Genomic DNA, 23,657 nt, shown 5'->3' with positions numbered 1-23,657 from the left:
GCGCACGCTCATGCGTCCTGCCCGCCGGCGCTGCATGGCGCCATCAACGACGTATTGCCGGCCTTGCGATACCTTGCCTTCATTCCCAAGCCCACTATTCCGCCAGGCGACACGCTAACGCATGCGCGGCGGCGAGGCAAAACGCAGCCGTATGTGAAATCCGTCGCAGGAGCTTTTGGTGATTCGAAAAACCTAGAAGCCGGCTTCCTCCACCTGCCGCACTTCGCATTCGATATCCCACTCGTCGCCCATGAATCTTCAGAAAGCGTGAAGTCCAAGCGACCGCAACCTCCGCTGGACGGCTTGTGCGGCGGCGGACCCGCCAACGGATGATGCGTTCATGACATCACGAACGCGAGCAAGCGGAATCCATCCCCGGCAGCGAGTATCCGCCGGCTTGCGCTTCAGGGCACACGAACGGCATCAGCTGCCGCGGGACCGGCGCGAGTATTCGGCGGGCGGGCACCCTACCAAGGCCTTGAAATCGCGGATGAAATGCGCCTGGTCGAAATAACCCAGTTCCAACGCCAGCCGCGCCCATTCCACCTCGCCACCCTGCTCCACGCGCTCCAATGCTTCGTGCATGCGATAGCGGTTGATCACCCATTTAGGCCCGACACCCACGTACTCGTTGAACATCCGCTGCAGCGCGCGCTTACCGAGCCGCCACCGCGCCACTAAGTCGTCGAGCGTGTTGACGCTACGGTCCGCCGCGATCTCGTCGACGATCCGCCCCACATGCTCCACATCCTCGCCGATCGTCGGCAAACGGGCGGCCAGGAAATCGACGGCCGTCGCGACCATCGCTTCATCCTCCGGCTGCGAAAGTACGGTAGCCCCCAGCGAACCGGCTTCGGCGCCAAACAGTTCCTGCAGCGGCAGACTGCGGTTGCGCAAGCTGGACAGTGGCCGCCGCAGGAAAGGGTGGAAGCCGCCGGGGCGGAACTTCACGCCGAATACCGCACCCTGCCCCTCGAGCATGCGAGTGAAGCGGCCGGTGTGAATGCCGTGCACGCGGGCGTCGCCGGCCTCCAGCACCAGGTGTGCGTTGGGGTGCGGCAGGGTTTCACGGATTTGCGGTGGACCGCCGCACAGATCCCAGCGCACGATCCAGAAATGCTGGACCACCGCCGCCAGCGCGGCCGGCGGCAACAGCCGCGCATGATGGAACACCCCCGGCGCCGGCGCGGAATGCAGCAGACCACGGGCCTTGCCTGCCCCGGAATTCATCGGCGCAATCCGGGCGGCGGGCACGCAAGTCGCGTTTTTACAATCGTCGGCACCTTCGCCATGCTCTCATCGGCACCCTCGCCTCGCCCGAGTTTCCCATGAAAGCCCAGGCCCGGTTCTTATTCACTCGCCTATTCACTCGCCTGTCCGCTCGCCTACTCGCCTGCGCCGCTCTCCTGCCAGCCTCGGTGTCGGCGCAAACCACCACGGAGTCCTTTCCCATGCATGCCCTCGGCACCTTCGAAGTCAAGATTCAACCGCAGACCGCGGACAATCCACCGGCCCAGGCGTCCGGGCTGGGCCGCCTGTCGCTGGACAAACTCTTTCAAGGCGACCTGGAAGCGACCGGCCAGGGCGAGATGCTGGCCTCGGGAGACGGTTCGAAATCCGGCGCTTACGTGGCCATCGAGAATATCACCGGTACCTTGCACGGACGCAGCGGCAGTTTCGTCATGGTGCACCGCGCGCTGATGGTCCAGGGCACGCCGCAGGAGTGGACGGTGGTGGTAGTGCCCGATTCCGGCACTGGAGCGCTGGAAGGGCTGTCCGGATCGATGCGGATCGTCATCGCCGACGGCAAGCACTCTTACGATTTCAGTTACGCATTGGAATGACGGAGGTTCGCATTGGCGTGGCCTAGCCGACGGCTTAACCTGCGCATCGCTAGGCTGTCGCTGTCGCAACTTCGAGCAGAATCATGGAACAGACTGTCTATCCCTTCTCCGAACTGTTCGCCCAACTGGGCCTGGCCAACGACAACGCCAGTATCCAGCGCTTCCTCGCCACCCATTCGCCGATGCCTGACGGCATGCGCCTGGAAGATGCGCCGTTCTGGTCGCCCGCCCAGTCGCAGCTGCTGCGCGAGGAGCGCCAGGACGATGCCGACTGGGCGATGGTGGTGGACCGGTTGAATGTGGCACTGCATGCCGTGCCGGGCTGGCAGCGGCCGGCAGATTCTGATTTGAAGAAAACGCTAGCGAGTTGACCGCGCTCAGTTCTCGAACGTTGCCTTCGCCAGTCCGATTTCCGAACGCGGTGGTGCGCCGAACAACCGTTTGTATTCGCGGCTGAATTGAGACGGGCTTTCGTAGCCTACGCGATGCGCTGCGGCGATGGCTTCCAATCCATTGGCCATCATCAACCGGCGCGCTTCGTGCAGCCGCAGTTGCTTCTGGAACTGCAGCGGCGACATAGCGGTCACCGCCTTGAATTGATGGTGCAGCGACGAGGTGCTCATGTGCACGCTTTGCGCCAGATCGTCGATGCTCAGGGGTTGCAGATAGCTTTGGCGCAGTATCGCCACGGCCTTGGCGATGCGGCTGGAACGGCTGTCGTTGACCGCCAGCGCGCGCAGGCGATGGCCCAGGTCGCCGCCGAGCACGCGGTAGAAGATCTCCCGCAGCGCCAGGGGCGCCAATACCGGCAGGTCCTGCGGAGTATCCAACAGCCGCATCAACCGCAGCACCGCGTCCATCAGCGGCGCATTGACACGGGCGGCATACAGACCCAGATCGACGCCGTTGTCGGCGTACGGCTGGCCGGCGTCGATCAGCAACTCGGCGATCTCGTCCGGGTCGATATCCAGGCGCAGGCTCAAGTAGGGTTTTTCGGGGGTGGCCTCGATGACTTGGCCGATCATCGGCAAGGTCACCGACACGACCAGATAATTGAGCGGGTCGTATCGGTAAGTTTCCCCGGCAAGGGTCGCGACTTTGCTGCCCTGGGCGACGAGGGCTAGCCGCGGTTCGTAAACCGTAGGCGTGCATTCCGTCGGCGAGCTGATCCGGATCAGCATCAGCTGCCGCACGGGGGTAAGGTGCACGCCGTCGCCGGGCGTGAATCGGGCAATTCGCTCGACTAGCTCGGCCTGCGCCGCACAACCGGCCGTGTGGTCGGTGCGTTCAGTAGAAGTACTGAAATTCATGGCTTCTCACGTGCAATTACGACCGAAGCATTATCCGGCCCGACTGGGCGACATAGCGCACTAATCTCACTGAATTGCAGAAATAGGCAAGTTTCCGACAGTAATGTGCTTAACACTCCTGGTGTCTAGGGCTAACTTGAGCCTGCCCTCCCCCGTGACATCGCATGCCCCCAGACGCTCCTGCCTGCAGCCGGGGTGTCTTGAGCGTTTCGCGCCGATCCGCGTGTAGGGCGTCCCCCACGAAGCCTGCGGAAAAATCAAGATGTGGATTGTTCAATACGCCTTGAACCGGCGCTACACGATCGGCGTGCTGGCGATCCTGATCCTGCTGTTCGGCATATTGGCGGCGCGGCGCATGCCGACCGATATTCTGCCCGAGGTCGGCATCCCCTCGGTCAACCTGGTCTGGACCTACAGCGGGCTGCCGGCGGCGGACATGGCGGCGAAGCTTACTTCGTTCTCCGAAGCCGCAATCCTCAATACCGTGGACGACCTCAAGGAAGTCCGTTCGGAGTCCATCAGCGGCGCCAGCATCGTCCGTATCGATTTTCAGCCGAATGTCAGCCTGGACCGGGCGCTGGTGCAGATCACAGCCGTATCGCAGGCGATCTTGCGGCGCATGCCGCCCGGCACTTCGCCGCCGTTGGTAATCCGCAACAATCTCTCCAGCACGCCGGTGTTGCAATTGGTGCTTTCGTCGGATTCGCTGACCGAGGCCCAGCTGTACGACTACGCGCGTCTGCAGCTGCGCTCGCAGATACAGACCATCCCCGGCATCCGCATGACCCTGCCCTACGGCGGCGCCGCGCGGCAGATCATGGTCGACCTCGACCCGGCCGCATTGCAGACCTACGGCCTAACGCCTGCCGATGTGACCGGCGCGCTGGAAAGGGGCAGCCCCACCTTGCCGTCCGGTTTCATACGCGAAGGCGCGCGCGAGATGCAGATCTCGCTCAACGTCAGCCCCGCGACCGCCGCCGAATTCCTCGACATCCCCGTGGTCTCGCGCAATGGCGTGGTGATCTACGTGCGTGACGTCGCATCGGTGCGCGACGGCGGCGCGTTGCAGACCAATGTGGCGCGCATGGACGGCTCCAGCGCGGTGTCGGTGGCCTTGATCAAGCTGGGCGGCTCTTCCGCGGTGGAGATCGTGCGTCAGGTACGCGCGCGTTTGCCGGAAATCGAAGCCTCCGCCCCGCCCGGCACGCGCATCCAGGCGATCTTCGACCAGTCGGTGTTCGTCGACAACGCGATCGGCTCGATCCGCCATGAAGGCATCCTGGTTGGATTGCTGGTCGCGTTAGTGGTGTTGATGTTCATCGGCTCGTGGCGTTCGAGCCTGATCGTACTGTCGGCCATTCCGCTGGCGCTGCTGGCTTCGGTAGCGATGCTGAGTTTGCTGGGCTATACCTTCAATGTGATGACCCTGGGCGGGTTGGCGTTGGCGATCGGCATCCTGGTCGACAACGCAGTGGTCGACGTGGAAAACACCAATCGCAACATCGCTCTGGGCAAGGACGTACCCACCGCGATCCTGGACAGCGCGCGCGAAGTGGTGTTCCCGGAATTCGTTTCCACCGTCGCCATCTGCATCGTGCTGACGCCCATTCTGCTGATGACCGGGTTGTCGGCCTGGGTGTTCACGCCGCTCGCGCTGGCGGTGATCTTCGCCATGATCGCTTCGTTCCTGTTGTCGCGCACCCTGATCCCGGTGCTTTGCTACCTGCTGCTGCCCGCCGACATCCAAAGCCGCAGGAACCCGCGCTGGAAGCCAGAACGCCTATTGCTAGCGGTCAATCACCGCGTGGAGGCCGTGCTGGACGGGCTGCGCGATCGCCATCATGCATTGCTGTTGCGGCTAGGCCATCACGGCGGCGTGCTCGCCTTGGCGGCGCTGCTGCTGTTCGGCGTGGGCGTCGCATCCGCGCTTTCGCTGGGCCGCGAATATTTCCCGCAGGTCGATGCGGGCCAACTGCGCATGCAGATCCGGTTGCCCAGCGGCACCCGCCTGGAGGAATCCGCAGCCAAGCTGACCGAGATCCAGCGCGAGATCCGCAAGATCATTCCGCCGGCCGAGCTGCAGACCGTATACGAACAGATCGGCGTACCCGATGCGGTCAACCTGTCGCTGGTGGATAGCGCCGTGGTGGGCTCGTTCGAGGCCGAGATCTTCCTGCAGCTGCGCGCGCCGCATGCGTCCAGCCAGGACTATCTGGTGAAAATCCGCCAACGCATCGCCGAACGTTTTCCCGAGGCGAAGCTATTCGAGCGCCCGCCCGACTCGACCAGCCGGACCCTCGCCGGCTCGGCTGCGGCGGCCTTCGAAGTGCGCATCATCGGCCGCGACAACGCCGGCAATCTGGCTTTGGCGCGCGAAGTCGAACAACACCTGCACAAGGTGCCCGGTGCGGTCGACGTCGCCTTGCGCCAGGTCTTGGACTTGCCCGAGTACCAAGTGAGCATAGACCGCACCCGCGCCGCGCAGCTGGGGCTGGACCCGCAGCAGGCCGCGCGCGCGGTGCTGGCGATCCTGGGCTCGGCAGGCACGGTGTCGCCGGTCTACTGGACCGACACCGTCAACGCCATCGCCTATACCGTGCAGGTACAAGCGCCGCCAGCCAACATGACCAGCATCGACGAATTGCTTAACGCACCGTTGCGCGTCGGTGGCGATGGACAGGCCGTGCTGTTGCGTAACATCGCCACGGTGACGCCGCGCAGGGTGCCTGCCAGCGTCGCGCGCACGACGCTGGCGCCCACGATCAGCGTGCTGGCCAATGTGCAAGGCACCGATCTAGGATCGGTGTACGACAAGTTGACGCGCATCACCGGCGAGCTGCAGGGCAAGTTGAAACCGGGCAACCGCATCGAGATCGTCGGCCAGGCCGGCGAAATGCAGAGCGCTTATGGCGAACTCGCCGCGGGCCTGGCGATGTCGGCGGCGTTGGTTTTCCTGGTGCTGGTGATCAACTTCCAGTCCTGGATACAACCTTTAGTGGCGATGTCCGGACTTCCGATCGCCATTGCCGGCGCGGCGGTGGGTCTGTTCGTCACCGGCACGCCGCTGAGCGTACCGGCATTGATGGGCGTGATGATGGTGATCGGCGTATCCACGGCCAACAGCGTGTTGGTCACCAGCTTCGCGCGCGGCTTGATAGCCGCGGGCCACGATCCGGAGCTAGCCGCCTACGAATCCGCCGCGGTGCGTCTGCGCCCGGTGTTGATGACGGCCAGCGCCATGGTGCTAGGCATCGTACCTATGGCGATCGGCCTGGGCGACGGCGGCGAACAGAATGCGCCGCTGGGCCGCGCCGTGATCGGCGGCCTGTTGTTCGGCACGCCCGCCACGCTGATTCTCGTTCCGTCCATCCTGGCCGTACTGGGCCGACGCATCAAACGCTCGTCCGCGCAACAACCCCACGCCGCGGTCACCGGCACCGGCACCGGCATCGAAACAGGAGCAGCTCCGTGAACATCCTCTCTCAAGCGAACATCGTGCGAGCATCGCTGCTCGCGGCCGCTCTCGCGGCGCTGACCGCCTGCAATCGCGGCGATGCCGAACCGAACGCGGCCGCTGCCGTGCCCGAAGTGCTGACCATCCAGGCCAAGGCTGCCGACAACGCCTACGACCTCAGCCTGCCCGCACGCGCGCAAGCCGGCGAATCGGCGCAGATCTTCGCGCGCGCCACCGGCTTCATCAGCGAACGCCGCGTCGAGTTGGGCGATAAGGTCGTCGCCGGTCAGGTACTCGCGGTTATTTCCGCGCCAGAAGTCGACCAAGCCGTACGCGAGGCGCAAGCGCAGCTCGCACAAGCTAAAGCGGACCAGGACCTGGCCAGGGTCAATTTCGACCGAGCCAACACGCTGGTCAGCTCTGGTGCGATTTCGAAAGAGCTGTACAGCGACCGCAAGGCCAACAATGACGTCGCTGCCGCAGCGCGGGCCGCCGCCGAAGCGCGGCTCTCGTCTGCACGGGAGCGCCAGGCGTTTCAGACGATCCGTGCGCCATTTTCGGGCGTGGTCGTCGCACGCAATGTCGAACGCGGCGATCGTGTCGTGGGCGATTCGGCCGCTGCCGCGGCGCCGCTGTTCGAAATCAATGTCCTGGATCCGCTGCGGGTCGTGATTGACGTTCCGCAACACGTGGCGTTGCAGATTCAACCCGGCGTCGAAGCTGAGGTCAGTTTCTCGGAACTGCCCGGCGAAACCTTCAAGGCCCAGGTCGCGCGCAGTGCGCGCGCGCTCTCCCGAGACTCGGGCGTGATGCGTGCGGAATTGCGTCTTCCCAATCCCGACAGCCGTATCCCCGCGGGCATGGTGGGCACCGTGCGCATGCACCTGGCCCGAGCGGCGCCGGTAGTCATCCTACCGATCTCGACGGTGATTCAGCGCGCCACGGGCGCGCAGGTAGCCACTTTGGGTCGGGACTCCACGCTGGAGTATCGGGACGTAATCGTGGGACGTAATCTCGGCAATGAAATCGAAGTGCTGTCGGGGATTTCTTCCGGCGACACGGTGATCCTGGCGCCGAACGCGCTGCTGACCGCGGGCGACAAGGTTCGCGCCAAACCGAGCGCTACGTCGAAATCCTGACCGGACATGACGCTACCTTTCCGAGCGCGGGCGAGGCCCGCGGCGTAAGCGCCCGTCCCTCCGCTCTGGACAATTAGAACCGGCCTATTCATGGAATTCCATCCGCGAACAGCGACCTCGGAATCCATAAGCTCATGAATTTGCCAGTCTAGCTGGCCCGATATGGGCCTCGTTTGGCCGGACGCTGCCGTTCCGGTTATCTATACTCGCTGCTCTGGCTGGCGCGAAAGGAACTCCAGAGCCTGGGGCACGAAGTCGGCATGGAATTGGAACATCGCGCCGTGTCCGGAATCGGGATAGATGATGAGTTCGCTGTTCGGAAGGCGCTGCGCCAGATCATAAGTGTTCTTGCTTGGAACCATGCGATCGCTGTCACCGTTCGCGACGAGGACGGGCTGTTGAATCCTTGATAGGTCCGCAGGCTTCTTCGCGCCCCACCGACGCAGCGCTTTCAACTGGGCTTGCAGCGCGGTCACAGTGATTTCCTTGTCGCGGTTTTCGGTGCGCTCTTTCAAACGCTGCAGGAACGCTTTGCCCGCACGGATTCCGGTGGGTGTCCTGGTGAAGAATAGGAACTGCTTCGGGTCCTGGCGGGTGAGCCAGCCCCGGATCATGTCGAGGTAGGTCACGCGGGCCACTTTGCTTATGCCTTCGCCACCAGCGGGGCCTGTCCCGGTGAGTATCATCTTGCGCACGAGCTGTGGCTGCATCAACACGATCTCCTGGGCGATCATCCCGCCCATCGAAAACCCGACGAGGTCGACCTGATCGAGACCCATGGCCTTAATGAAGGTAATGGCGTCCTTGGCCATTTCCTCTATGGAGGTCGCCGGGGCACCGCTCGACGCGCCAATGCCTCGATTGTCGAAGGTGATCACACGATGCTTCGCTGCGAATCCGTCGACGATTCGAGGATCCCAGTTGTCCAGAACGGCTGCCAGATGGATGAGGAACACCGCCGGCGTGCCGGAGTTTTCCGTCCCGAGTTCCCGGTAGACGAACTCCACGCCACCTGCGGTGATCGTCCGCGTTGGAACATCCTTCCAGGTGACTTTCAGTTTCTGTGTTGCGTTCATGTTGCTCTACCTTGGCGTTGCTTCTATGGATCGCTTGGCCGGCCTGGTTTCGCTACGCCGACCTGATCGCCGGCATCGTCCGCAGCGGCTCACTTGATCTTGACGACGACCTTGCCCTTCGCGCGACCTGCCTCGACGTAGGCCAGAGCCTCGTTGGTGGACTCGAAGGAGAAGACCTTGTCGATCACGGGACGGATGGCACCCGCTTCGATGAGCTGAGTGATTTCGCGCAGCTGGCTCCCGCTCGCCTTCATGAAGAGAAACGAGTAGCCGACGCCTCGGCCCCGCGCCTTTCGCCTGACCCCGGAGCTCAACAGCCGCAGAACCAGTTTCACGAATCCGGGCGCCGCGATTTCCTTGCCGAATTCGGGGTCGGGCGGCCCGGAAATGGAGATCAGCTTCCCGCCGCGCTTGAGTACGCGCAGGGATTTTTCGAGCGTCTTGCCATCCTGGCTGTTCAGCACCACGTCGTAGTCGCGCAAGGCATTCTCGAAGTCTTGCGTCTTGTAGTCGATGACGGTATCCGCACCCAGTCTCTTCACCAGCGCGATGTTGGCGGCGCTCGTCGTCGTGGCGACCGTTGCGCCCAGATGTTTAGCCAACTGGATGGCGACTGTGCCCACGCCACCCGAACCGGCCTGGATGAAGAACTTCTGACCCTTCTTTAGGTTCGCCTTCTCCACCAGTACCTGCCAGGCTGTCAAGGCCACCAAGGGGATCGACGCCGCTTCTTCCATGGAGATGTTGTTGGGTTTAAGCGCGACATCGTTTTCATTCACGGCAATGAACTCCGCAAGCGTGCCGATGCGGTGATCGGGTGGGCGCGAATAGACTTCGTCTCCCACTTTGAATTGCCGAACTCGCGACCCAACTCGAATCACGACCCCGGCCACGTCATGGCCCAGCACCAGCGGCATGCGGTAAGGCAGGATCAGTTTGAACTCGCCACTTTTTATTTTGGAATCCAGCACGTTCAGACCTGCCGCGTGGACCTCAATCAGAACATCGTCGTCACGAAGCGCAGGCTCCGGCATTTCGCCGAGCCGCATCGGATCCTTCTTGCCGTAGCGATCAATAATGAATGCTTTCATGATGTTTTCTCTGACGTCTGCTGAAGCTTGTGCGTGTCTGCATCATGCCCGCTACCAAGTCGCAGGCTCTTTCTGATCCCGTCGTCCACCACAGAGGCAGGCGCAAACCTGCGAAGCAGTCGCAAGCGCCCGGCGAGCTTGCCGGCCGTATATCGAAGCTTCGGGTGCACGGCGCTAGCTGCCTTCAGTACGACATCCGCCACCACCACCGGATCGTCGGCAGCCGCCATCACCTCCTTCAACACCTTGTCCAGGAGCGCGCGAGCTTCGCGGTACTCATCGAGCTTCGAGTCGGGAGCCAGAAAGTTCGCGTCGAACTGCGTCTTCGTGTAGGCGGGCTCGATCACCGAGACCCGGATGCCCCGTGTGCGCAACTCGTGATCGAGCGACTCCGAATAGCCTTCAACCGCATGCTTGGTGGCGGAATAGAGGGCCCCGTAGGGCATCGGGAGTAAACCGAGTACCGAACCGATGTTGATGATGCGGCCGTTGCCCTGGCGCCGCATGTGCGGCACGACGGCACGGGTCACACGGATAAGCCCGAAGAAGTTGGTCTCGAAAATCGCCTTAGCCTGCTCGATCGAACTCTCTTCCGCACCGCCGGGCGCGACGCCGAAGCCGGCGTTGTTCACGAGCAGGTCGATGCGGCCTTCCAAACGAATCAGCTGGGTGACGGCGGCTTCGACCGATTCATCACTGGTCACGTCGAGCGGCAGCATTGCGAAAGACCCCTGATCCGATGAGGTGCCGCGTCTACTAGTGCCATAGACCTTGTAACCCGCCATTGCGAGCCGCTTAGCCGTAGCTTCGCCGATGCCGGATGAGGCGCCAGTTACGAGGGCGATGGATGTTTTGGTTTTCATGGGAGTGCCTTTAGTGGATTGGTAACGAACGCCGGTGCGATGGCGACAGTCGGAGCGGAAGGAAGATGCATCCCTGTATTTTTTATGATGACCGTCATATTAAAGATCGAACGCATAGGCGGGTTCCAATGCGGAATTAATCCTGGATCGGGGCGAGCTGTTTCAGCGCCGCCTCGCGCAGCGCATCGGAAAGCTTGGGTTCGTCGACGGCGCGCGCCAGCACCAATGCGCCAACCATCGTCGAGACAATGAAGAGCGCGCGCTCGTGTGCGCCCGGCTGTCCCCAGTCAGGTGACTGGCGGGCGACGAGGTCGATCATCTCCTTGATCCGGCGCGTGGCGGCGCGCCTAACCTCGGGCGCCTGACGTGGCATCTCGGATCCAAGCGCGGCGGTAGCACAGCCCGTCTCAATCTCCTCGAGATGCTCCTTAGAGAGATAGGCCTGCATCATGGCCGGAAGTACCTGCGGCGGCGGCACGCTGGCGGCGATGCGCTCCATCATCTCCACGCTTTCACCGCCGGCTCGGTCGGCGGCTTCGGCGAGCATCGCCTCACGCGACGGGAAATGGGCGTAGAAGCCGCCGTGGGTCAGGCCAGCGGCCTTCATGATGTCGGCGACGCCCGTACCGTTGTAGCCGCTGCGCCGGATGGCACGTGCAGCGGCGTCGACGATGCGATCGTGGGTAGCTTCCTTGGACCTGATGGTTGTGCGTTTCATATGATGGCTATCATATTGTATTTCCACACACTGTGCAAGTGCATTTGTTGCGATCCAGAGAGGCCGTTGCGGGGGGCCAAAGTCCGATTTTTGGCCGATGTCGAACCTTGATCAGGCAAATGCTCAGACCCACTGCCGACACCGACGCGCGGCGGGATTGCACCAGGATCCCGCGATCCGTAACCCACCCCCATCCCGTGGCGTGTAAACGCTTACGCGGCTGGCAGTCCTCACTCTTTACCCCAGCCCCGGCGATGAAGGCGATTGCCGTCACGGTATGCGAGGCCGGCTCCCCGTACGCTGACTGCAATCTGCCCGATCCCTTGCCCGCCATGAAATCCAGCGCCGTTCCTCCCCCTATCGGCGACGAAAACAGCGACAGTTCCATCAAGCGAGGAGGAGGCGTTCGGATGACCAGGCTGAGGTCGGGGATGGCGGAAGCCGCGGACGCCGCTGCCGTTTCCGCCTGTATCGAGGAGGAGGCCAGCCGACTGCTGCACGCCTCCACGCCCGCCGAGGTCGCAGAAGTGCTGCTGCGAACCGATCGCCACGCTACCGTACTGTGGTCGACGCGCTGGCCGCGCGATATCGCCTGCCACCCGGCAGCGCTCGACGATGTCACCCTGGCCGAGACGGTCGAGCTAGTGGTCAAGGCTCGGGCCGGCGGCCTGTTGCCGTCCTACCTGCGCGTCCTCCACGACGACGGCGACCAGATGGTGGCGGTGCTGCACTGCCCAGCCGGTTGTCCCGACCGGCTAGAGCCGATCGCGCGCCGCCTCGGCGAAGTGCTGACGATATTGGGGATGCAGCAAAGCGTGTCGCTGCTGGAACAGGCAGAAATGTTGCAACGCTCGCTGTATGCGATCGCCGACATGGCCGGCTCCGACCTGGACATGCCGGACATGCTGCGTGGCTTGCACCGCATCGTTTCCGACCTGATGTACGCGGAGAATTTCTATATCGCCCTGTACGACAGCGAGCGCGACAGTCTGCGCTTCCTGTATTTCGCCGATGTGGTCGACACCCAGGAACTCAATCCCGACCAGGAAATTCCGCTGGCGCAGATCGAACGCGGCCTGACCTGGTACCTGGTCCGCGACCGCAAGCCGTTGATGGGTTCGGCCGAGCAGCTGAGCACACAGGTCTCCGGCCCGTTGCGCTTGCACGGCGCCGACAGCAACGACTGGCTCGGGGTGCCGATGATGCGCGAAGGGCGCGTGCGCGGGGCGCTGGTCGTGCAGAGCTACCTGGAGGGAACGCAATACACCACGGCGGAAATGAGCCTGCTGGCGTTCGTCGCCGAGCACGTCCTCACCGCGCTGGAACGCAAGGCCTCACAGGCAGAGCTGGAACGCCGGGTCGAGGAACGCACGCGGCAGCTGGCCGAAACCAATTTCGAACTCCGGCGCGAGGTGATCGAACGCGAACGCGGCGAACGCCTGCAGGCAGCGCTGTACCAGATCGCCGCGCTTACCAATGCCGAGGACACCAGCACGCATTTCTACCAGCATGTGCACGCTATCGTCGGCGAACTCATCAATGCCAGAAACTTCTATATTGCGCTGGCCTCCGAGGACGGCAATACCGTGTCGTTCCCTTATGCGGAAGACCAGCAGGAGAACGATTGGAGCGCACGCTCGCACAGGCGCGGCCTGACCGAGTACGTCCTGCGCACCGGCAAACCGCAGCTGGTCGACGTCGCCCGCGTGCAGGCCCTGATCGAAGCCGGCGAAATCGAACCCGAGATGACGACCAAACCAACGCTCATGTGGCTGGGCGCCCCCTTGCTGGGCGCGGACGGCCCGATCGGTGTGGTCGCGGTGCAGAGTTACGACGCCGAGGTGGATTTCGACGAACGCGACGCGGAACTGCTGACCTTCGTGTCCTACCAGCTCGCCAATAGCATCCAGCGCCGCATGGCCGCCGATGCCTTGAAGGAGGCCAACGCCTCGCTGGAACAGCGGGTGGAGAAACGGACCGGCGAGTTGCGCGAACAGATCGCCGTGCGCGAACAGGTCGAGGCGCAATTGCAGCATCAGGTCATGCACGACGCGCTGACCGGATTGCCGAACCGCATCTACATGCGGGACCGCCTCGAACGCGGCATCGCCCGTCTGCGCCGCGACCCGGACCAACGCCTGGGGCTGCTGTATATCGATGTCGACCGCTTCAAAGTGGTCAACGACAGTCTGGGGCACCTTGCCGGCGACGAAGTACTGGTGGAAGTCGCCCGGCGCCTGGCGGGTTGCGTGCGCGAGCCGGACATGGTCGCGCGCCTGGCCGGCGACGAGTTCGCGATTCTGATCGAGCAGGTGCAACTGCCGGAAACGGCGTCCAAGATCGCGCAGCGCGTGCTGCAGTCGATGCGGGCGACGATGACCGCAGGCGACCGGGAGCTGCAGGTTTCCATCAGCGTCGGCATCGCGATCATCGACGACAGCTACGACTCCGCCGACCGCATCCTGCACGACGCCGACCTCGCCCTGTATCGCGCCAAGGCCGCGGGGCGCAACCGCTTCGTGCTGTTCGACGACGCCATGCAGCACCCCGCGATGGGGGTGCTGGATCTGGAGCAGGCGCTGCGCGATGCGCTGCTCAACGACGAGTTCATGCCCTACTTCCAGCCGTTAGTGCGTCTGGCGGATGACGTCGTGGTCGGTTACGAGGCGCTGCTGCGCTGGCAACATCCGCAACGCGGGGTGTTGGCGCCCGGCGAGTTCCTGCAGGTGGCCGAGGACAGCGGGCTGATCGAAGCGATCGACTGGCGCATGTTCCGGTTGGCCCTGGAATGCAGCCGCGACCTGGTGCGCGAGGGCGCCTACATCACCCTCAACGTCTCCCCGCGCCTGTTCCAACAGGGAGACTTCGACCGGCAATTGCTCGACCTGACCCTGGAGATCGGATTCGATCCCAAGCGCTTGCGGCTGGAAGTGACCGAAGGCACTTTGCTCGGGGATCCCGAAGCCATGGTGGCGGTGCTGAGGCGGTTGCGCGAGGCCAACATAGAAGCGGCGCTGGACGATTTCGGCACCGGCTACTCCTCGCTCGGGCACGTGCATCGTTTCCCGCTGAAGATGATCAAGATCGACCGCAGCTTCATCGCTCCGTTCGCGGACGGGGTATCTCCGCGCAGTTCGGCGGTGATCGGGGCGATCCTGGCCCTGGGCCACGCGCTGGGCGTAGAGATCGTGGCCGAAGGCATAGAGACCCAGCATCAGCGCGAGGTGTTGACGGCGATGGGATGCGACTACGGCCAGGGCTATTTGTTCGGGCGGCCGCAACCGGTGCTCCATTGGCTGGACGAGCAATGACTTGATGCTGCGGCGCGCCCGACCACGCGCCCTTCCCCGCCCGGCTCAAGACGCCGGCTGCCGGGGACCGAATTTCTGCATCGAGGCGGACACCGTCCCAGCGGACCCTTCAAGCTGTCCGAATCCTGCTTAGAAAGCGGAATCGGCTCCGCTCACCCCGAGATCTCGCGTACCGCCCGCACCGCGCGCTCTACTTCTTCGGGCGTATTTACTAGACTCGGCGCAAGCCGCGCGTAGGTGATGGCGTAGGGACTGGTGCTGGCGACGATGTTGCGGGCCAGCAGCTGCTTCACCACGTCGGCGGGTTTGACGCCTTCCACTTCGAAGGAGACCAAACCAGCGGAAAGATCGCCGGATTTCGGTGTGTGGATCTTCACCCGCGGATTCTCGGCAAGGCCGGCTTTGCACTGGTCGTTGAGGCTGCGGATGCGCGCCGCCACTCGCGCCGGTCCCATCTGCTGGTGCATGCGGAACGCCGCGGCGGTCGCCCATTGATGATCGTAAGCGACGAAGCCGCCCGGGCTCATGCGGCTGGCGTTGTTGGGCGACGCGGGTTTCTCGCCCTTCTCCCACGCCGTGTACTGGTCCAAATCGCTGAAGCTGGGAATCATCGAATGCAGCCGCGCCCAGTTGTCGGCGCTGGCCCAAACCAACCCGGTGCCGCGCGGGGCGAACATCCACTTGTGCGTGCCCGCGCAGAAATAATCGCAACCCATGGTGGCGATGGTTTCGTCGGTACTGCCCAGGCCGTGCACGCCATCCACCACCAGCAGCAGCGGTGCACCGTTGCGTGCGCGCAAACCGGCGGAGATCTCGCGGATGGGCAGGCGGATGCCGCTGCTGGAATGCACCCAGGTCAGGCCGATCACGCGCGTCTTCGGGCCGATCCCTGCCAACAAGGCGGCGATCAGCGAATCGGTGGTGGCGCTGGCCGCATCGGTGAACAAGGGAATCTTGCGCATGCTGGCGCCAGTGCGTTCGGTGGCCAGGCGGATGGATTCGTGGTGCGAATAATGATCATGCGTGGTGCACAGCACTTCATCGCCGGGCTTGAGTGGCAGGCCGTGGTAAACCAGGGCCAGGCCGGTGGTGGTGTTGGGGGTCAAGCACACGTCCTCCGCGCGGCCGCCCAGGTAACCAGCGATCTCGGTCCGTACTTGCAATGGCACGTTGTGCGCGTCGTCTTCGAACAGTCCGCGCTCGATCACCAGGAAGGGATTGGCATCGATGGCGCGGCGATAGCCTTCGATCGCTTCGCGCACCGGCGCCGGATGGCTGGCGATGAAGAAGCTGGCGAAGTGCAGATAGGCCGGGTCCAGCACGAACTGCGCGCGCACCTTGTCCCAATCGGAGAGGTCCGGCGAGGCAGGAGTTTCGGCAGCGAGTGCGGACAGCAGTCCGGCCGGAAGCAGCGAAGTGGCGGCCAGCGCCGTGGGTGCGGTAAGGAAACTGCGTCGGGTAAGGCCCATGTCGAAGATCTCCACAGATTGGCTGGGACGGCCATCAAGAACTCCAACGCGCTGGCGTGGGGGCAACGGACATCGAAAAGAGAGATTGCGGGCCGCTCCCGCCTTCTGGCCTACCAGCGCTTCGGCAGCATCTTGGAAAAAACGAGCCGTTTCTGTTCATCTCTCGCCAAGAATCCTCCGCGTATCAGGTCGCGAAGAATGTGGTTGATCATCTCCCGTGTGGCGCCCACTCGATCTGCGATCTCCTGCTGGGTCAGGGTTACCGGCACCACGCGGATATCCCCCTCGTTCAATGCAACCTGATTCAGCAGGTCGACCGTACGTTCGTAAACGTCATGCAGCGCTAGGCTCTTGCTCAGCTGGGTGGCATGACGCAATCGCGCTATCAGTTTGTAGACCAGGCATTCCGCGAACTCCGGATAGGTCTTCATGAAACCGCGGATCGCCAGGTGATCGACCACGATGCATTGCGAATTGACGACGGCTTTCACCGATGCCGACCTGAGCCCGCCATCGAGGAAAAGCTCTCCGAAGAACTCTCCGGGGTGGAGGATGTTGTAGACCAACTCACGACCTTTGTCGTCCTGGGTGAAGACTTTGAGCTGGCCGGCGATAAGAATGTAGAGCGCGTCGGAGACTGCGCCTTCCTCGATCAGCAGCTCGTTTCGGCCATACCACTTGGCATCCCCGCACAGCGCCAGCTGTGAGAGTAGTTCTGGCGAAAGATTGTTGGAGCTGTCTTCTTGCATGGCGCGCGCTGCCATCTGCTCCGTTCCCCGGGGCTGGAAGCATAGCTCAAGTCGGACGACGCCTCGTTTCCACGTCCCGGGACCCATACGGCTGGCTCGTCGGGCTGTGAAATATTTACGTTGCGAGCCCTCTCGGCGAGCGCTCCTGCGACTTTCTACGCCGATTCAGCGTGCCGCTTCAGTTCCCGCTTCTCGAACCAATGGTCGGCGTAGGGATTGTCGTTGTATCGGGGAATTTCGCGGTAGCCGTTGCGGGTGTATAGCGCGTGGGCCTCCTTCAGGGCGCGGTTGGTGTCCAGTTGCAGCGTATCCAGACCCATCTGTCCCGCATGCCGCTCTAGCGCATCGAGCAAGCGCTGGGCGATGCCCAGGCCTCGAGCATCGGGCGCCACCCACATGCGCTTGATCTCGCCAACCCTGGGCGCGGTCACTTTCAGTGCGCCGCAACCGAGCGGACGCCCATCCAGTTGCGCGATCAGGAATAGCCCCGCGGGCGGCAGCAGTTCTTCGGGATTGGCCGACACCGTGCGCGCCGGATCGAATCCCGTCTCGAAGCGTTCTTCCAGTTCGTGGAAATACGCCTCGAAGCACGCACGGGCGTCCGCGCTGGCGGGATCGGCGGGTTCTATCGTCACCGCCGATGCGCGCATCAGCCGCTCCACCTCCGCCATCGCCGCGATCATGCGCTCGCGCTGCGCCGCACCTAGCGAAGCCAGCAACGAAGTCGCGAAATCCTGCGAATGGCGATCGAGCGCGTCGAATTCCCGCAGCCCTTTCCGGGTCAGCACCGCCCGGCGCACCCGGCCATCTTCGGCGGCGCGTTGCGAATTCACCAGGCCCTGCGCCTCCAGCGAACGCAGCATCCGGCTGAGATATCCCGAGTCCAACGACAGCCGTGCGCGCAAATCACGCAGGTCCGCACCACCCCTGCCGATCTCGAACAACAGCCGCGATTCGCCCAGCGGACGGCCGCGGCTGAGGTAGTCGTCCGACAGCACTCCGATCCGTTGGGTAACGGCCCGGTTGAAGCTGCGGACTTGCTGGATTTGCTGTTCGTCCATTTATCTGACTTTAATCAGATAAATGGACTGTGTCAACATCCGAACCTACCCTGGCTGCGAGACCGGAAATTCGCGGATCAGGCGTGCGTCAACATGAAATCAATCGCCGCGCATACCGTCGCCACTTGCGCGGCATTGCATTGCTCGGGCGTGGCGCGGGGGCTGTCGGGATAGACCTCGGTGGTGGTGGTGTAGCGGGCGTCGGTAATGCCCGCGCATAGGCCCAGCCGCTTGAACGCGTAGTTGATGACGCCCGGGGCGACCACCGGCGAGCCGATGATCTGGCCTTCGCTGTCGGCCGGGGCGATATGGGTAACCTTGGCCACCGCCGCGATCACCGCCTGCTGGAACTCCGGTTGCGGGTTCTCGCTATCGGCGCACAGATAGAAGCCATCGGGGATTTCACCGGGCTCGTACGCCACGCCGTCGCGGGCGGCTAACGCCGGGCGGAACTCGGATTCGTCGGTATCGGTGGTCTCGTGAAGATCGATATGCAGGCCGATGCGATCGCGGAGCGGCGCGATCAGGCGCATGAGCGCGGCCGATTCCTGCGCCGGGCTATCGGCGCGGAAGGAACGGTTCGGGTCCACCGCATCCGGGTTCCAACGGTGAATGCGTTCGTAGGCCCACGGGCTGACGCAGGGAACGACGATCAGGTTGACCCGGCCCGCATAGCGCGACGCATGCGCATCGACGAACTGCAATGCGCCGTGCACGCCACTGGTTTCATAACCATGCACGCCGCCGGTCACCAGCGCGCAGGGAAGTTCGTCCCGCCACTCGCGACTCTTGATCGCGAACAGCGGATAGACATCGGCACCGTAGTCCAGGCGACCGTACTCCACCACGTCGAAACGCGAGCGCAGCCCTTCCACCACGCGCAATACATCCGCCCCATAGCTGCGCTGGCGGCTCTGCCGCGACCGCCAGTCCGCCACGTCGGCCGAGCCCCAGGGTTGACCGGGCGTGCCGATGGGATAGAAAGCCTGGGTCGTCATCTAATTGCTCGCTCTGTTGGTATCGGCCGGAAGAATGCGAGGGATTTTACCATCGCGACCGCTACAGCCTTACGTGCCCATGCAGCGCAGGTCCGGAAGCCGCTCCAACGGCGATCTTGTCGATTCCGCTCCCGCTAGTTCGTCGTCAGCAAGAGCATCGCTTTCCTCCCCTGGTCCGCCTGCTCGCCCTTCCCTTCAACGAGCCGCCTTCATGTCCTTCCAAGCCTATCTAGACAATATCCAGACCAAGACCGGCAAAAGCCCCGCCGATCTCCGCGCCCTCGCCGCCCAAAAGGGTTATGCCAATTCCAAGGGTCTGCTGCCCGGGGTCAAGGCGGGCGATATTCTGGCGTGGCTTAAACAGGACTTCGGACTGGGCCACGGCCATTCGATGGCTATCGTGGCGCTATTGAAAGGGACAAAGAAGGAGGGCGATCGATAACGGCGAAGCGATTCTCCACCCATCTGCCGGAAACACCAGCCACTGAATCCGACGAACCTCACACCATCCATGGAGACAATCATGAAGAACTTCCTAGCGATCTTTACCGGTTCCCCCGCCGCGATGGAGCAATGGAAATCGCTCGACGCCAAGACGCGCGAGGAGCGCGAGCAGGCGGGCATGCAGGCCTGGCAGAACTGGGCCACCAGCAATGCCAAGAGCATCGTGGACCAAGGTGCGCCGCTGGGTAAGACCAAGCGCATCACAGCAGAAGGCATCGCCGATATCCGCAACGCGATGGCCGCCTACACCGTGGTCCAGGCCGAATCGCACGAAGCCGCCGCCAAGATATTCCAGAACCACCCGCATTTCTCGATCTTCCCCGGCGATGGCGTGGAAGTCATGGAATGTTTGCCGATGCCGGAAATGTAGCGCCGTCCGCACGCTCCTCTCCTGCCAAGGACATGCCGGCACTGACAGCGACATGAGTCCTCTCGCTGCGCTGTTCGAACAGTGACAAAGCGCCGGTACGGGTCGCGCCGGCACGCGCCTTTTCGTCGTGCCCGTCGCTAGAGTCAGGAAGATGAAGCGGCAAGCGTGAACCGACAGAAAATGGGGTGTTAAGTCCGTGCATCCGTCGATCGCCGGCTCGCGTATCTCCCTCTAACGGCGCCTGCCGCAAGATAGATCGATGAAAGCCATGGCCCGCGAGCACTCCAAGAGAAGAACCCCGCGTCGGCAGCACGACGTGGGCGCGATGACCAACGAGATCGCCAGCCATATACCCAGGATGTGGACGCGTTCTCCGTCGGAAGACGATTTCTGGCGCTGGTTCTGCGGCGAGGTTCAGTCGGTGTCGAGGAATTCGGCGGATATCAAAGAGAGAAGCCGGCTTCACGCACGCTTGCTGGCCGCGCTTTCGCGCGCGGGATTGCCGCAACCTCCGCCGACCTTCCAGTGGCGGTGTTGAACGAAAGGTCGCCCAAAAATTCTTTCAGCTGCAGCGCGACAACGTGTGGGTCGCCTCGCCGCGCTACCGTCACTATCGCAGCCCAGGCTGCGGCTAGCTCAAACCTGCTGCGGGCATTTCGCGCGTCTCAGGGCACTTCGCATGTCCAGATAGAAGACGCGATCCAGAGATTGGCCCGGGTCAGGTGGTTGTACACCTCTTCGATAGGGGTGCCCGCTTGCGCCGTGCATTTGGCGACGGCATCGGCGCGGGCATTCTCCAGCGCTATGCCGGGGTCGTAACTCTGGCCGCTGCCGCTGACATACACCGTGGCGGCCATGGCCGAGCCGATGGGCAATAGCAGCGCCAAAGCCATAGCGATGGAATACTTTTTCATTTTCCTCTCCCGATATTGATCCGAACGTGTTAAGTCGAACACGAGGCCTACAGACGGAGCCGTGAAAATCGAGTAAGCAGACTGTAAAGAAGCGATTCCCAATCTTTATATTGTGAAACTGATCCCGTTATTCGCCGATGCGCCGTTTTTTGCATCTGCTCGGACTTCATTCGTGCACCTACGCCATCGAAGTTGTCCGCAACACCCAGGCCGATCGCGTCAGTCAAACCTAGTCGCAGCCCAAGAGATCGCGACGCTCAATCCTGCCGTCTTCCACTACTGGAGACGACGATGGACAGAAACGAGATAGACGCACGGCTGCAGAAACTCCGGGCCGACTTGCCCAGCATGTTGGCCGATGCCGAAGACGAAGAAGATTTCTGGCCAGCGTTCGCCGACGAGGCGGATCTGATCGAAGACGGCGCCCTCAGCCGTGAAGACGGCCGTTACGTTCGGAACCAGCTGAATAGGATGCTGCAGCAAGCCGGCGTCGCCGAGCGTCTATGAGCAAGAGCGGTCAGAAACGCCTACCTTTAGTCGCTTACTTTCACGCAATCGGCGGCCACCACCAATTAGGAGTACAACGGAGCCAGCCGCTGACAGTTAGAGCGGCGTGCGTGGTCCAAGCCACAGGTCGTATCCCATGTTTTCCGCCCAACGCATACACCGCTTGGCGCCGACTGTATTGCTGGACATCGTCGCTGAACTCGCCTACTGGGAAAGCTGCTATCCCCACTGCAGCTTCTACCGCAGCCGTCTTCCTTTCAAGGCCTACATACCCACCTTCAAGTTCGGGTACGACTCCTATCTTCTGCATTACAGAGAGAGGTTGGTCGAACTATTGCCGAAACTTGAGATTCTTTACCGCGAACAGCCTAGGAACGAACAGCTGAGATGGAAAGACGCGACGCTGATCGTAAGCGCCGCGTGGCAAAGAATGGGCGCCGGTCACACTCCATAGAGCATTTTTGTTCGTCTGATGTGCAGACCTTTCGCGCCGATAAACGCTGTCGCTTAACGTCATGCCGCGCAGAATATCCGCATGGAGATTCTTGGCCGAGACTTCAGCGAACGCAGTTCTCCCGCTTATTCGACCGCCTGGGCCGAACAGGTTCTGGAAGAATTGGAGGCGCATCTGCCCCGCATGCGCAGAGAATGCAGCGCCCTCGAATTCTGGCAATGGCTCAATGGAGAAGCCGACTCGGCGCAGCGTTGCCTGCCGACTGACGAGCGCAAGCGCGAGGTCAAGCTCAGAATCGCAGACCTGGTGAAGGAGCAGCTTCGCACGCAAGACCAGGAGTCGTACAACTCTCTGGCCGACGACGACCGATCCCGACGCTGACTATTAGTTGCATGCTGGATTGCGAAGCCGACCCGGTCAGCGAAACTAACTGCCCCGTCCCGCCGCTTCTATCTTCGCAACGTCCACCTTCTTCATCTCGAGGAAGGCGCGCATCACCCGGTCGATAGTCTCGCGGTCGCCGGAAGTCATGAATTCTTCCATCACCACCGGTGCTATCTGCCAGGACAGACCGTAGCGATCTTTGCACCACCCGCATTGCTCGGCCTCCGGCACGCTGGACAGCTGCGCCCAATGGCGATCCAGCTCGGCCTGGTCGCGGCAATGGACCATGAAAGAGATGGCCTCGTTGAAGGTGAAGCCGTGCGGATACGCGCTGTCCATGGCGATGAACCAGGCCTCGCCCAGCCGGAAATCCGAAAACATGACCGTGCTGGCCTTGTTCGGCGCCGCGCCTTCGGCATAGCGCACGAGTTGTCCGGCTTGCGAGTCCTCGAACACCGAGCGATAGAACTCGCCCGCTTCTTCGGCCTTGCCGCAGACCTCGCCGGTGAACATCAGTGCCGGCACGATCGCCGGTCGCGGCTCGGCGGTGGGATCGGTCTGGAACAACTGCCAGGACAGGCCGTAGCGATCCTGCACCCAACCAAAGCGCGGGCTGAAGGGATACGCATCCAGTGGCATCAATGCCTGGCCGCCGTCGATGAGCGCGGCCCAAGTGCGATCCAAGCGCGCGACCGCGTCCGCATCGCGCGAGGGATCGAAGTGGACGAAGAACGACACCGAGGGGTTGAACTTGAAGTGCGGCCCGGCGCTGATGGACATGAAGGGCTGGCCGTGCAGTTCGAAGGACACCACATCGCAGTCGCCCGACGGGGTATCGCGGATCTGGACCACGGACTGGATGCGGGAGTCCGGAAACACCGAGCAATAGAACTCGGCGGCTTCTTTGGCCTGGGTGTCGAACCACAGGTGCGGGGTGATGCGCTTGGGCAGGGACATGCGAAGTTCCTTGGCTGGGGGTCACGTCTCTACGACGATCCTGGGCACCGTAAATCGACAGCGGTTCCCTAGAGGTGAATCCGAGCTTCGCGGTGCCGGGTTCGCATGTGAATCCTTCCCTTCACAAATGCTTCCCAACATCCCTCAAAAATTACGACCGTCATCCCGGCGTATGCCGGGACCCAAGCCCGCGCGCGCGTAAAGTTGGGTCCCGGCATTCGCCGGGATGACGGCCTGAGAATGGGTCGGTCACTGTGTTGTCTCTTTCCACCCAGGCAATGGTGGCCAGCTCGGTTGGTGAAAACCATGTCGCCCGAACCGTCCCACGGTTCTCGTCGTAAACAACATCGGCGCCGACAATGCCGTAGGAGCGACGTAAGTCGCGAATAGATCGAACCGGAACGATTCAAGTGGTCCGACATGTTTCATTCGCGACTTACGTCGCTCCTACGACGACCCATTGTTTCGCCTACGCGGTTCGGAG

Annotated in this window: 22 protein-coding genes; 10 read left to right on the top strand and 12 right to left on the bottom strand. The window is 62.7% G+C overall.

The genetic code is table 11. The features are described 5' to 3' along the window. Positions 1-423: 423 nt before the first annotated feature. Entirely contained in the window at positions 424-1,230 is an 807-nt protein-coding gene (locus tag AC1DTQ_RS18345) for a DUF6597 domain-containing transcriptional factor (RefSeq protein ID WP_477851447.1), read from the bottom strand. A 221-nt stretch (positions 1,231-1,451) separates the two neighbouring features. On the opposite strand from AC1DTQ_RS18345, the gene AC1DTQ_RS18340 reads away from it, so the two are divergent. After that, positions 1,452-1,844, top strand: coding sequence for a DUF3224 domain-containing protein (locus AC1DTQ_RS18340; RefSeq protein ID WP_477851445.1), 393 nt, complete (start codon positions 1,452-1,454; stop codon positions 1,842-1,844). 83 nt (positions 1,845-1,927) lie between these two features. Beyond that, the gene (locus AC1DTQ_RS18335) at positions 1,928-2,215 is read left to right on the top strand and encodes a DUF2789 domain-containing protein (protein ID WP_477851443.1); all 288 of its coding nucleotides are present in this window, start codon (positions 1,928-1,930) and stop codon (positions 2,213-2,215) included. A gap of 6 nt (positions 2,216-2,221) precedes the next feature. Here AC1DTQ_RS18335 and AC1DTQ_RS18330 read toward each other — a convergent pair whose 3' ends face one another. Next, on the bottom strand, positions 2,222-3,154 hold the full coding sequence (locus AC1DTQ_RS18330) for an AraC family transcriptional regulator (protein ID WP_477851442.1): 933 nt from the start codon (positions 3,152-3,154) through the stop codon (positions 2,222-2,224). 262 nt (positions 3,155-3,416) lie between these two features. On the opposite strand from AC1DTQ_RS18330, the gene AC1DTQ_RS18325 reads away from it, so the two are divergent. Continuing rightward, the gene (locus AC1DTQ_RS18325) at positions 3,417-6,626 is read left to right on the top strand and encodes an efflux RND transporter permease subunit (protein ID WP_477851440.1); all 3,210 of its coding nucleotides are present in this window, start codon (positions 3,417-3,419) and stop codon (positions 6,624-6,626) included. Beyond that, entirely contained in the window at positions 6,623-7,747 is a 1,125-nt protein-coding gene (locus AC1DTQ_RS18320; protein ID WP_477851439.1) for an efflux RND transporter periplasmic adaptor subunit, read from the top strand. The genes AC1DTQ_RS18325 and AC1DTQ_RS18320 overlap by 4 nt, the downstream gene beginning before the upstream one ends. Positions 7,748-7,947: 200 nt before the next feature. On the opposite strand, the gene AC1DTQ_RS18315 is transcribed toward AC1DTQ_RS18320, so the two are convergent. The 4 genes from AC1DTQ_RS18315 to AC1DTQ_RS18300 all read right to left on the bottom strand — a co-directional run bounded on the left by AC1DTQ_RS18315 (position 7,948) and on the right by AC1DTQ_RS18300 (position 11,495). After that, positions 7,948-8,823: an alpha/beta fold hydrolase gene (locus AC1DTQ_RS18315; RefSeq protein ID WP_477851438.1), complete on the bottom strand. Its 876-nt coding sequence runs from the start codon at positions 8,821-8,823 to the stop codon at positions 7,948-7,950. A gap of 89 nt (positions 8,824-8,912) precedes the next feature. Continuing rightward, positions 8,913-9,914, bottom strand: coding sequence for an NADP-dependent oxidoreductase (locus AC1DTQ_RS18310; RefSeq protein ID WP_477851436.1), 1,002 nt, complete (start codon positions 9,912-9,914; stop codon positions 8,913-8,915). Then, positions 9,911-10,777 carry an oxidoreductase gene (locus AC1DTQ_RS18305; protein ID WP_477851435.1) on the bottom strand — a complete coding sequence of 289 codons (867 nt, stop codon included), beginning with the start codon at positions 10,775-10,777 and terminating at the stop codon, positions 9,911-9,913. The genes AC1DTQ_RS18310 and AC1DTQ_RS18305 overlap by 4 nt, the downstream gene beginning before the upstream one ends. Positions 10,778-10,913: 136 nt before the next feature. Further along, positions 10,914-11,495: a TetR/AcrR family transcriptional regulator gene (locus AC1DTQ_RS18300; RefSeq protein WP_477851434.1), complete on the bottom strand. Its 582-nt coding sequence runs from the start codon at positions 11,493-11,495 to the stop codon at positions 10,914-10,916. A 410-nt stretch (positions 11,496-11,905) separates the two neighbouring features. Between AC1DTQ_RS18300 and AC1DTQ_RS18295 the strand changes: the two genes are divergently transcribed. After that, positions 11,906-14,806, top strand: coding sequence for an EAL domain-containing protein (locus AC1DTQ_RS18295; RefSeq protein WP_477851432.1), 2,901 nt, complete (start codon positions 11,906-11,908; stop codon positions 14,804-14,806). A gap of 152 nt (positions 14,807-14,958) precedes the next feature. On the opposite strand, the gene AC1DTQ_RS18290 is transcribed toward AC1DTQ_RS18295, so the two are convergent. The 4 genes from AC1DTQ_RS18290 to AC1DTQ_RS18275 form a co-directional block, all read right to left on the bottom strand. Then, on the bottom strand, positions 14,959-16,275 hold the full coding sequence (locus tag AC1DTQ_RS18290) for an aminotransferase class V-fold PLP-dependent enzyme (RefSeq protein WP_477851430.1): 1,317 nt from the start codon (positions 16,273-16,275) through the stop codon (positions 14,959-14,961). 110 nt (positions 16,276-16,385) lie between these two features. Continuing rightward, positions 16,386-17,039: a Crp/Fnr family transcriptional regulator gene (locus tag AC1DTQ_RS18285; protein ID WP_477851429.1), complete on the bottom strand. Its 654-nt coding sequence runs from the start codon at positions 17,037-17,039 to the stop codon at positions 16,386-16,388. A 140-nt stretch (positions 17,040-17,179) separates the two neighbouring features. Next, positions 17,180-18,085 (bottom strand): bifunctional helix-turn-helix transcriptional regulator/GNAT family N-acetyltransferase, encoded by a 906-nt coding sequence (locus AC1DTQ_RS18280; protein ID WP_477851428.1) that lies wholly within the window; start codon positions 18,083-18,085, stop codon positions 17,180-17,182. A 77-nt stretch (positions 18,086-18,162) separates the two neighbouring features. Continuing rightward, the gene (locus AC1DTQ_RS18275) at positions 18,163-19,083 is read right to left on the bottom strand and encodes a M14 family metallopeptidase (RefSeq protein ID WP_477851427.1); all 921 of its coding nucleotides are present in this window, start codon (positions 19,081-19,083) and stop codon (positions 18,163-18,165) included. 211 nt (positions 19,084-19,294) lie between these two features. Here AC1DTQ_RS18275 and AC1DTQ_RS18270 point away from each other — a divergent pair, with 211 nt between their 5' ends. From AC1DTQ_RS18270 to AC1DTQ_RS18260, 3 genes are all read left to right on the top strand, one after another. Continuing rightward, entirely contained in the window at positions 19,295-19,525 is a 231-nt protein-coding gene (locus AC1DTQ_RS18270; RefSeq protein ID WP_477851426.1) for a DUF4287 domain-containing protein, read from the top strand. Positions 19,526-19,606: 81 nt separating this feature from the next. Continuing rightward, complete coding sequence (locus AC1DTQ_RS18265; protein ID WP_477851424.1) at positions 19,607-19,957, top strand: hypothetical protein; 351 nt, start codon at positions 19,607-19,609, stop codon at positions 19,955-19,957. 259 nt (positions 19,958-20,216) lie between these two features. Next, positions 20,217-20,495: a hypothetical protein gene (locus AC1DTQ_RS18260; protein ID WP_477851423.1), complete on the top strand. Its 279-nt coding sequence runs from the start codon at positions 20,217-20,219 to the stop codon at positions 20,493-20,495. A 127-nt stretch (positions 20,496-20,622) separates the two neighbouring features. Here the strand turns inward: AC1DTQ_RS18260 and AC1DTQ_RS18255 are convergent, their stop codons facing one another. Next, entirely contained in the window at positions 20,623-20,871 is a 249-nt protein-coding gene (locus AC1DTQ_RS18255) for a hypothetical protein (RefSeq protein WP_477851421.1), read from the bottom strand. Positions 20,872-21,162: 291 nt separating this feature from the next. Between AC1DTQ_RS18255 and AC1DTQ_RS18250 the strand changes: the two genes are divergently transcribed. Both AC1DTQ_RS18250 and AC1DTQ_RS18245 read left to right on the top strand, forming a co-directional pair. Then, positions 21,163-21,378: a hypothetical protein gene (locus tag AC1DTQ_RS18250; RefSeq protein WP_477851420.1), complete on the top strand. Its 216-nt coding sequence runs from the start codon at positions 21,163-21,165 to the stop codon at positions 21,376-21,378. A gap of 535 nt (positions 21,379-21,913) precedes the next feature. Continuing rightward, positions 21,914-22,213: a hypothetical protein gene (locus tag AC1DTQ_RS18245; RefSeq protein WP_477851419.1), complete on the top strand. Its 300-nt coding sequence runs from the start codon at positions 21,914-21,916 to the stop codon at positions 22,211-22,213. A gap of 45 nt (positions 22,214-22,258) precedes the next feature. Here AC1DTQ_RS18245 and AC1DTQ_RS18240 read toward each other — a convergent pair whose 3' ends face one another. After that, positions 22,259-23,173, bottom strand: a complete 915-nt coding sequence (locus AC1DTQ_RS18240) for a VOC family protein (protein ID WP_477851418.1) — start codon at positions 23,171-23,173, stop codon at positions 22,259-22,261. Positions 23,174-23,657 lie beyond the last annotated feature (484 nt).

Source organism: Pseudoxanthomonas sp. P4_B2, assembly GCF_056402315.1.
This window is presented reverse-complemented; position numbering and strand designations above follow the sequence as displayed.

Bases quoted from the DNA above. Each gene is read 5' to 3' on its own strand.
- AC1DTQ_RS18290 (WP_477851430.1), bottom strand. From the start codon at position 16,275: ATGGGCCTTACCCGACGCAGTTTCCTTACCGCACCCACGGCGCTGGCC.
- AC1DTQ_RS18325 (WP_477851440.1), top strand. From the start codon at position 3,417: ATGTGGATTGTTCAATACGCCTTGAACCGGCGCTACACGATCGGCGTG.
- AC1DTQ_RS18330 (WP_477851442.1), bottom strand. From the start codon at position 3,154: ATGAATTTCAGTACTTCTACTGAACGCACCGACCACACGGCCGGTTGT.
- AC1DTQ_RS18260 (WP_477851423.1), top strand. From the start codon at position 20,217: ATGAAAGCCATGGCCCGCGAGCACTCCAAGAGAAGAACCCCGCGTCGG.
- AC1DTQ_RS18305 (WP_477851435.1), bottom strand. From the start codon at position 10,777: ATGAAAACCAAAACATCCATCGCCCTCGTAACTGGCGCCTCATCCGGC.
- AC1DTQ_RS18255 (WP_477851421.1), bottom strand. From the start codon at position 20,871: ATGAAAAAGTATTCCATCGCTATGGCTTTGGCGCTGCTATTGCCCATC.
- AC1DTQ_RS18245 (WP_477851419.1), top strand. From the start codon at position 21,914: ATGGAGATTCTTGGCCGAGACTTCAGCGAACGCAGTTCTCCCGCTTAT.
- AC1DTQ_RS18295 (WP_477851432.1), top strand. From the start codon at position 11,906: ATGACCAGGCTGAGGTCGGGGATGGCGGAAGCCGCGGACGCCGCTGCC.
- AC1DTQ_RS18315 (WP_477851438.1), bottom strand. From the start codon at position 8,823: ATGAACGCAACACAGAAACTGAAAGTCACCTGGAAGGATGTTCCAACG.
- AC1DTQ_RS18335 (WP_477851443.1), top strand. From the start codon at position 1,928: ATGGAACAGACTGTCTATCCCTTCTCCGAACTGTTCGCCCAACTGGGC.
- AC1DTQ_RS18275 (WP_477851427.1), bottom strand. From the start codon at position 19,083: ATGACGACCCAGGCTTTCTATCCCATCGGCACGCCCGGTCAACCCTGG.
- AC1DTQ_RS18285 (WP_477851429.1), bottom strand. From the start codon at position 17,039: ATGGCAGCGCGCGCCATGCAAGAAGACAGCTCCAACAATCTTTCGCCA.
- AC1DTQ_RS18250 (WP_477851420.1), top strand. From the start codon at position 21,163: ATGGACAGAAACGAGATAGACGCACGGCTGCAGAAACTCCGGGCCGAC.
- AC1DTQ_RS18265 (WP_477851424.1), top strand. From the start codon at position 19,607: ATGAAGAACTTCCTAGCGATCTTTACCGGTTCCCCCGCCGCGATGGAG.
- AC1DTQ_RS18345 (WP_477851447.1), bottom strand. From the start codon at position 1,230: ATGAATTCCGGGGCAGGCAAGGCCCGTGGTCTGCTGCATTCCGCGCCG.
- AC1DTQ_RS18270 (WP_477851426.1), top strand. From the start codon at position 19,295: ATGTCCTTCCAAGCCTATCTAGACAATATCCAGACCAAGACCGGCAAA.
- AC1DTQ_RS18280 (WP_477851428.1), bottom strand. From the start codon at position 18,085: ATGGACGAACAGCAAATCCAGCAAGTCCGCAGCTTCAACCGGGCCGTT.
- AC1DTQ_RS18240 (WP_477851418.1), bottom strand. From the start codon at position 23,173: ATGTCCCTGCCCAAGCGCATCACCCCGCACCTGTGGTTCGACACCCAG.
- AC1DTQ_RS18310 (WP_477851436.1), bottom strand. From the start codon at position 9,914: ATGAAAGCATTCATTATTGATCGCTACGGCAAGAAGGATCCGATGCGG.
- AC1DTQ_RS18300 (WP_477851434.1), bottom strand. From the start codon at position 11,495: ATGAAACGCACAACCATCAGGTCCAAGGAAGCTACCCACGATCGCATC.
- AC1DTQ_RS18340 (WP_477851445.1), top strand. From the start codon at position 1,452: ATGCATGCCCTCGGCACCTTCGAAGTCAAGATTCAACCGCAGACCGCG.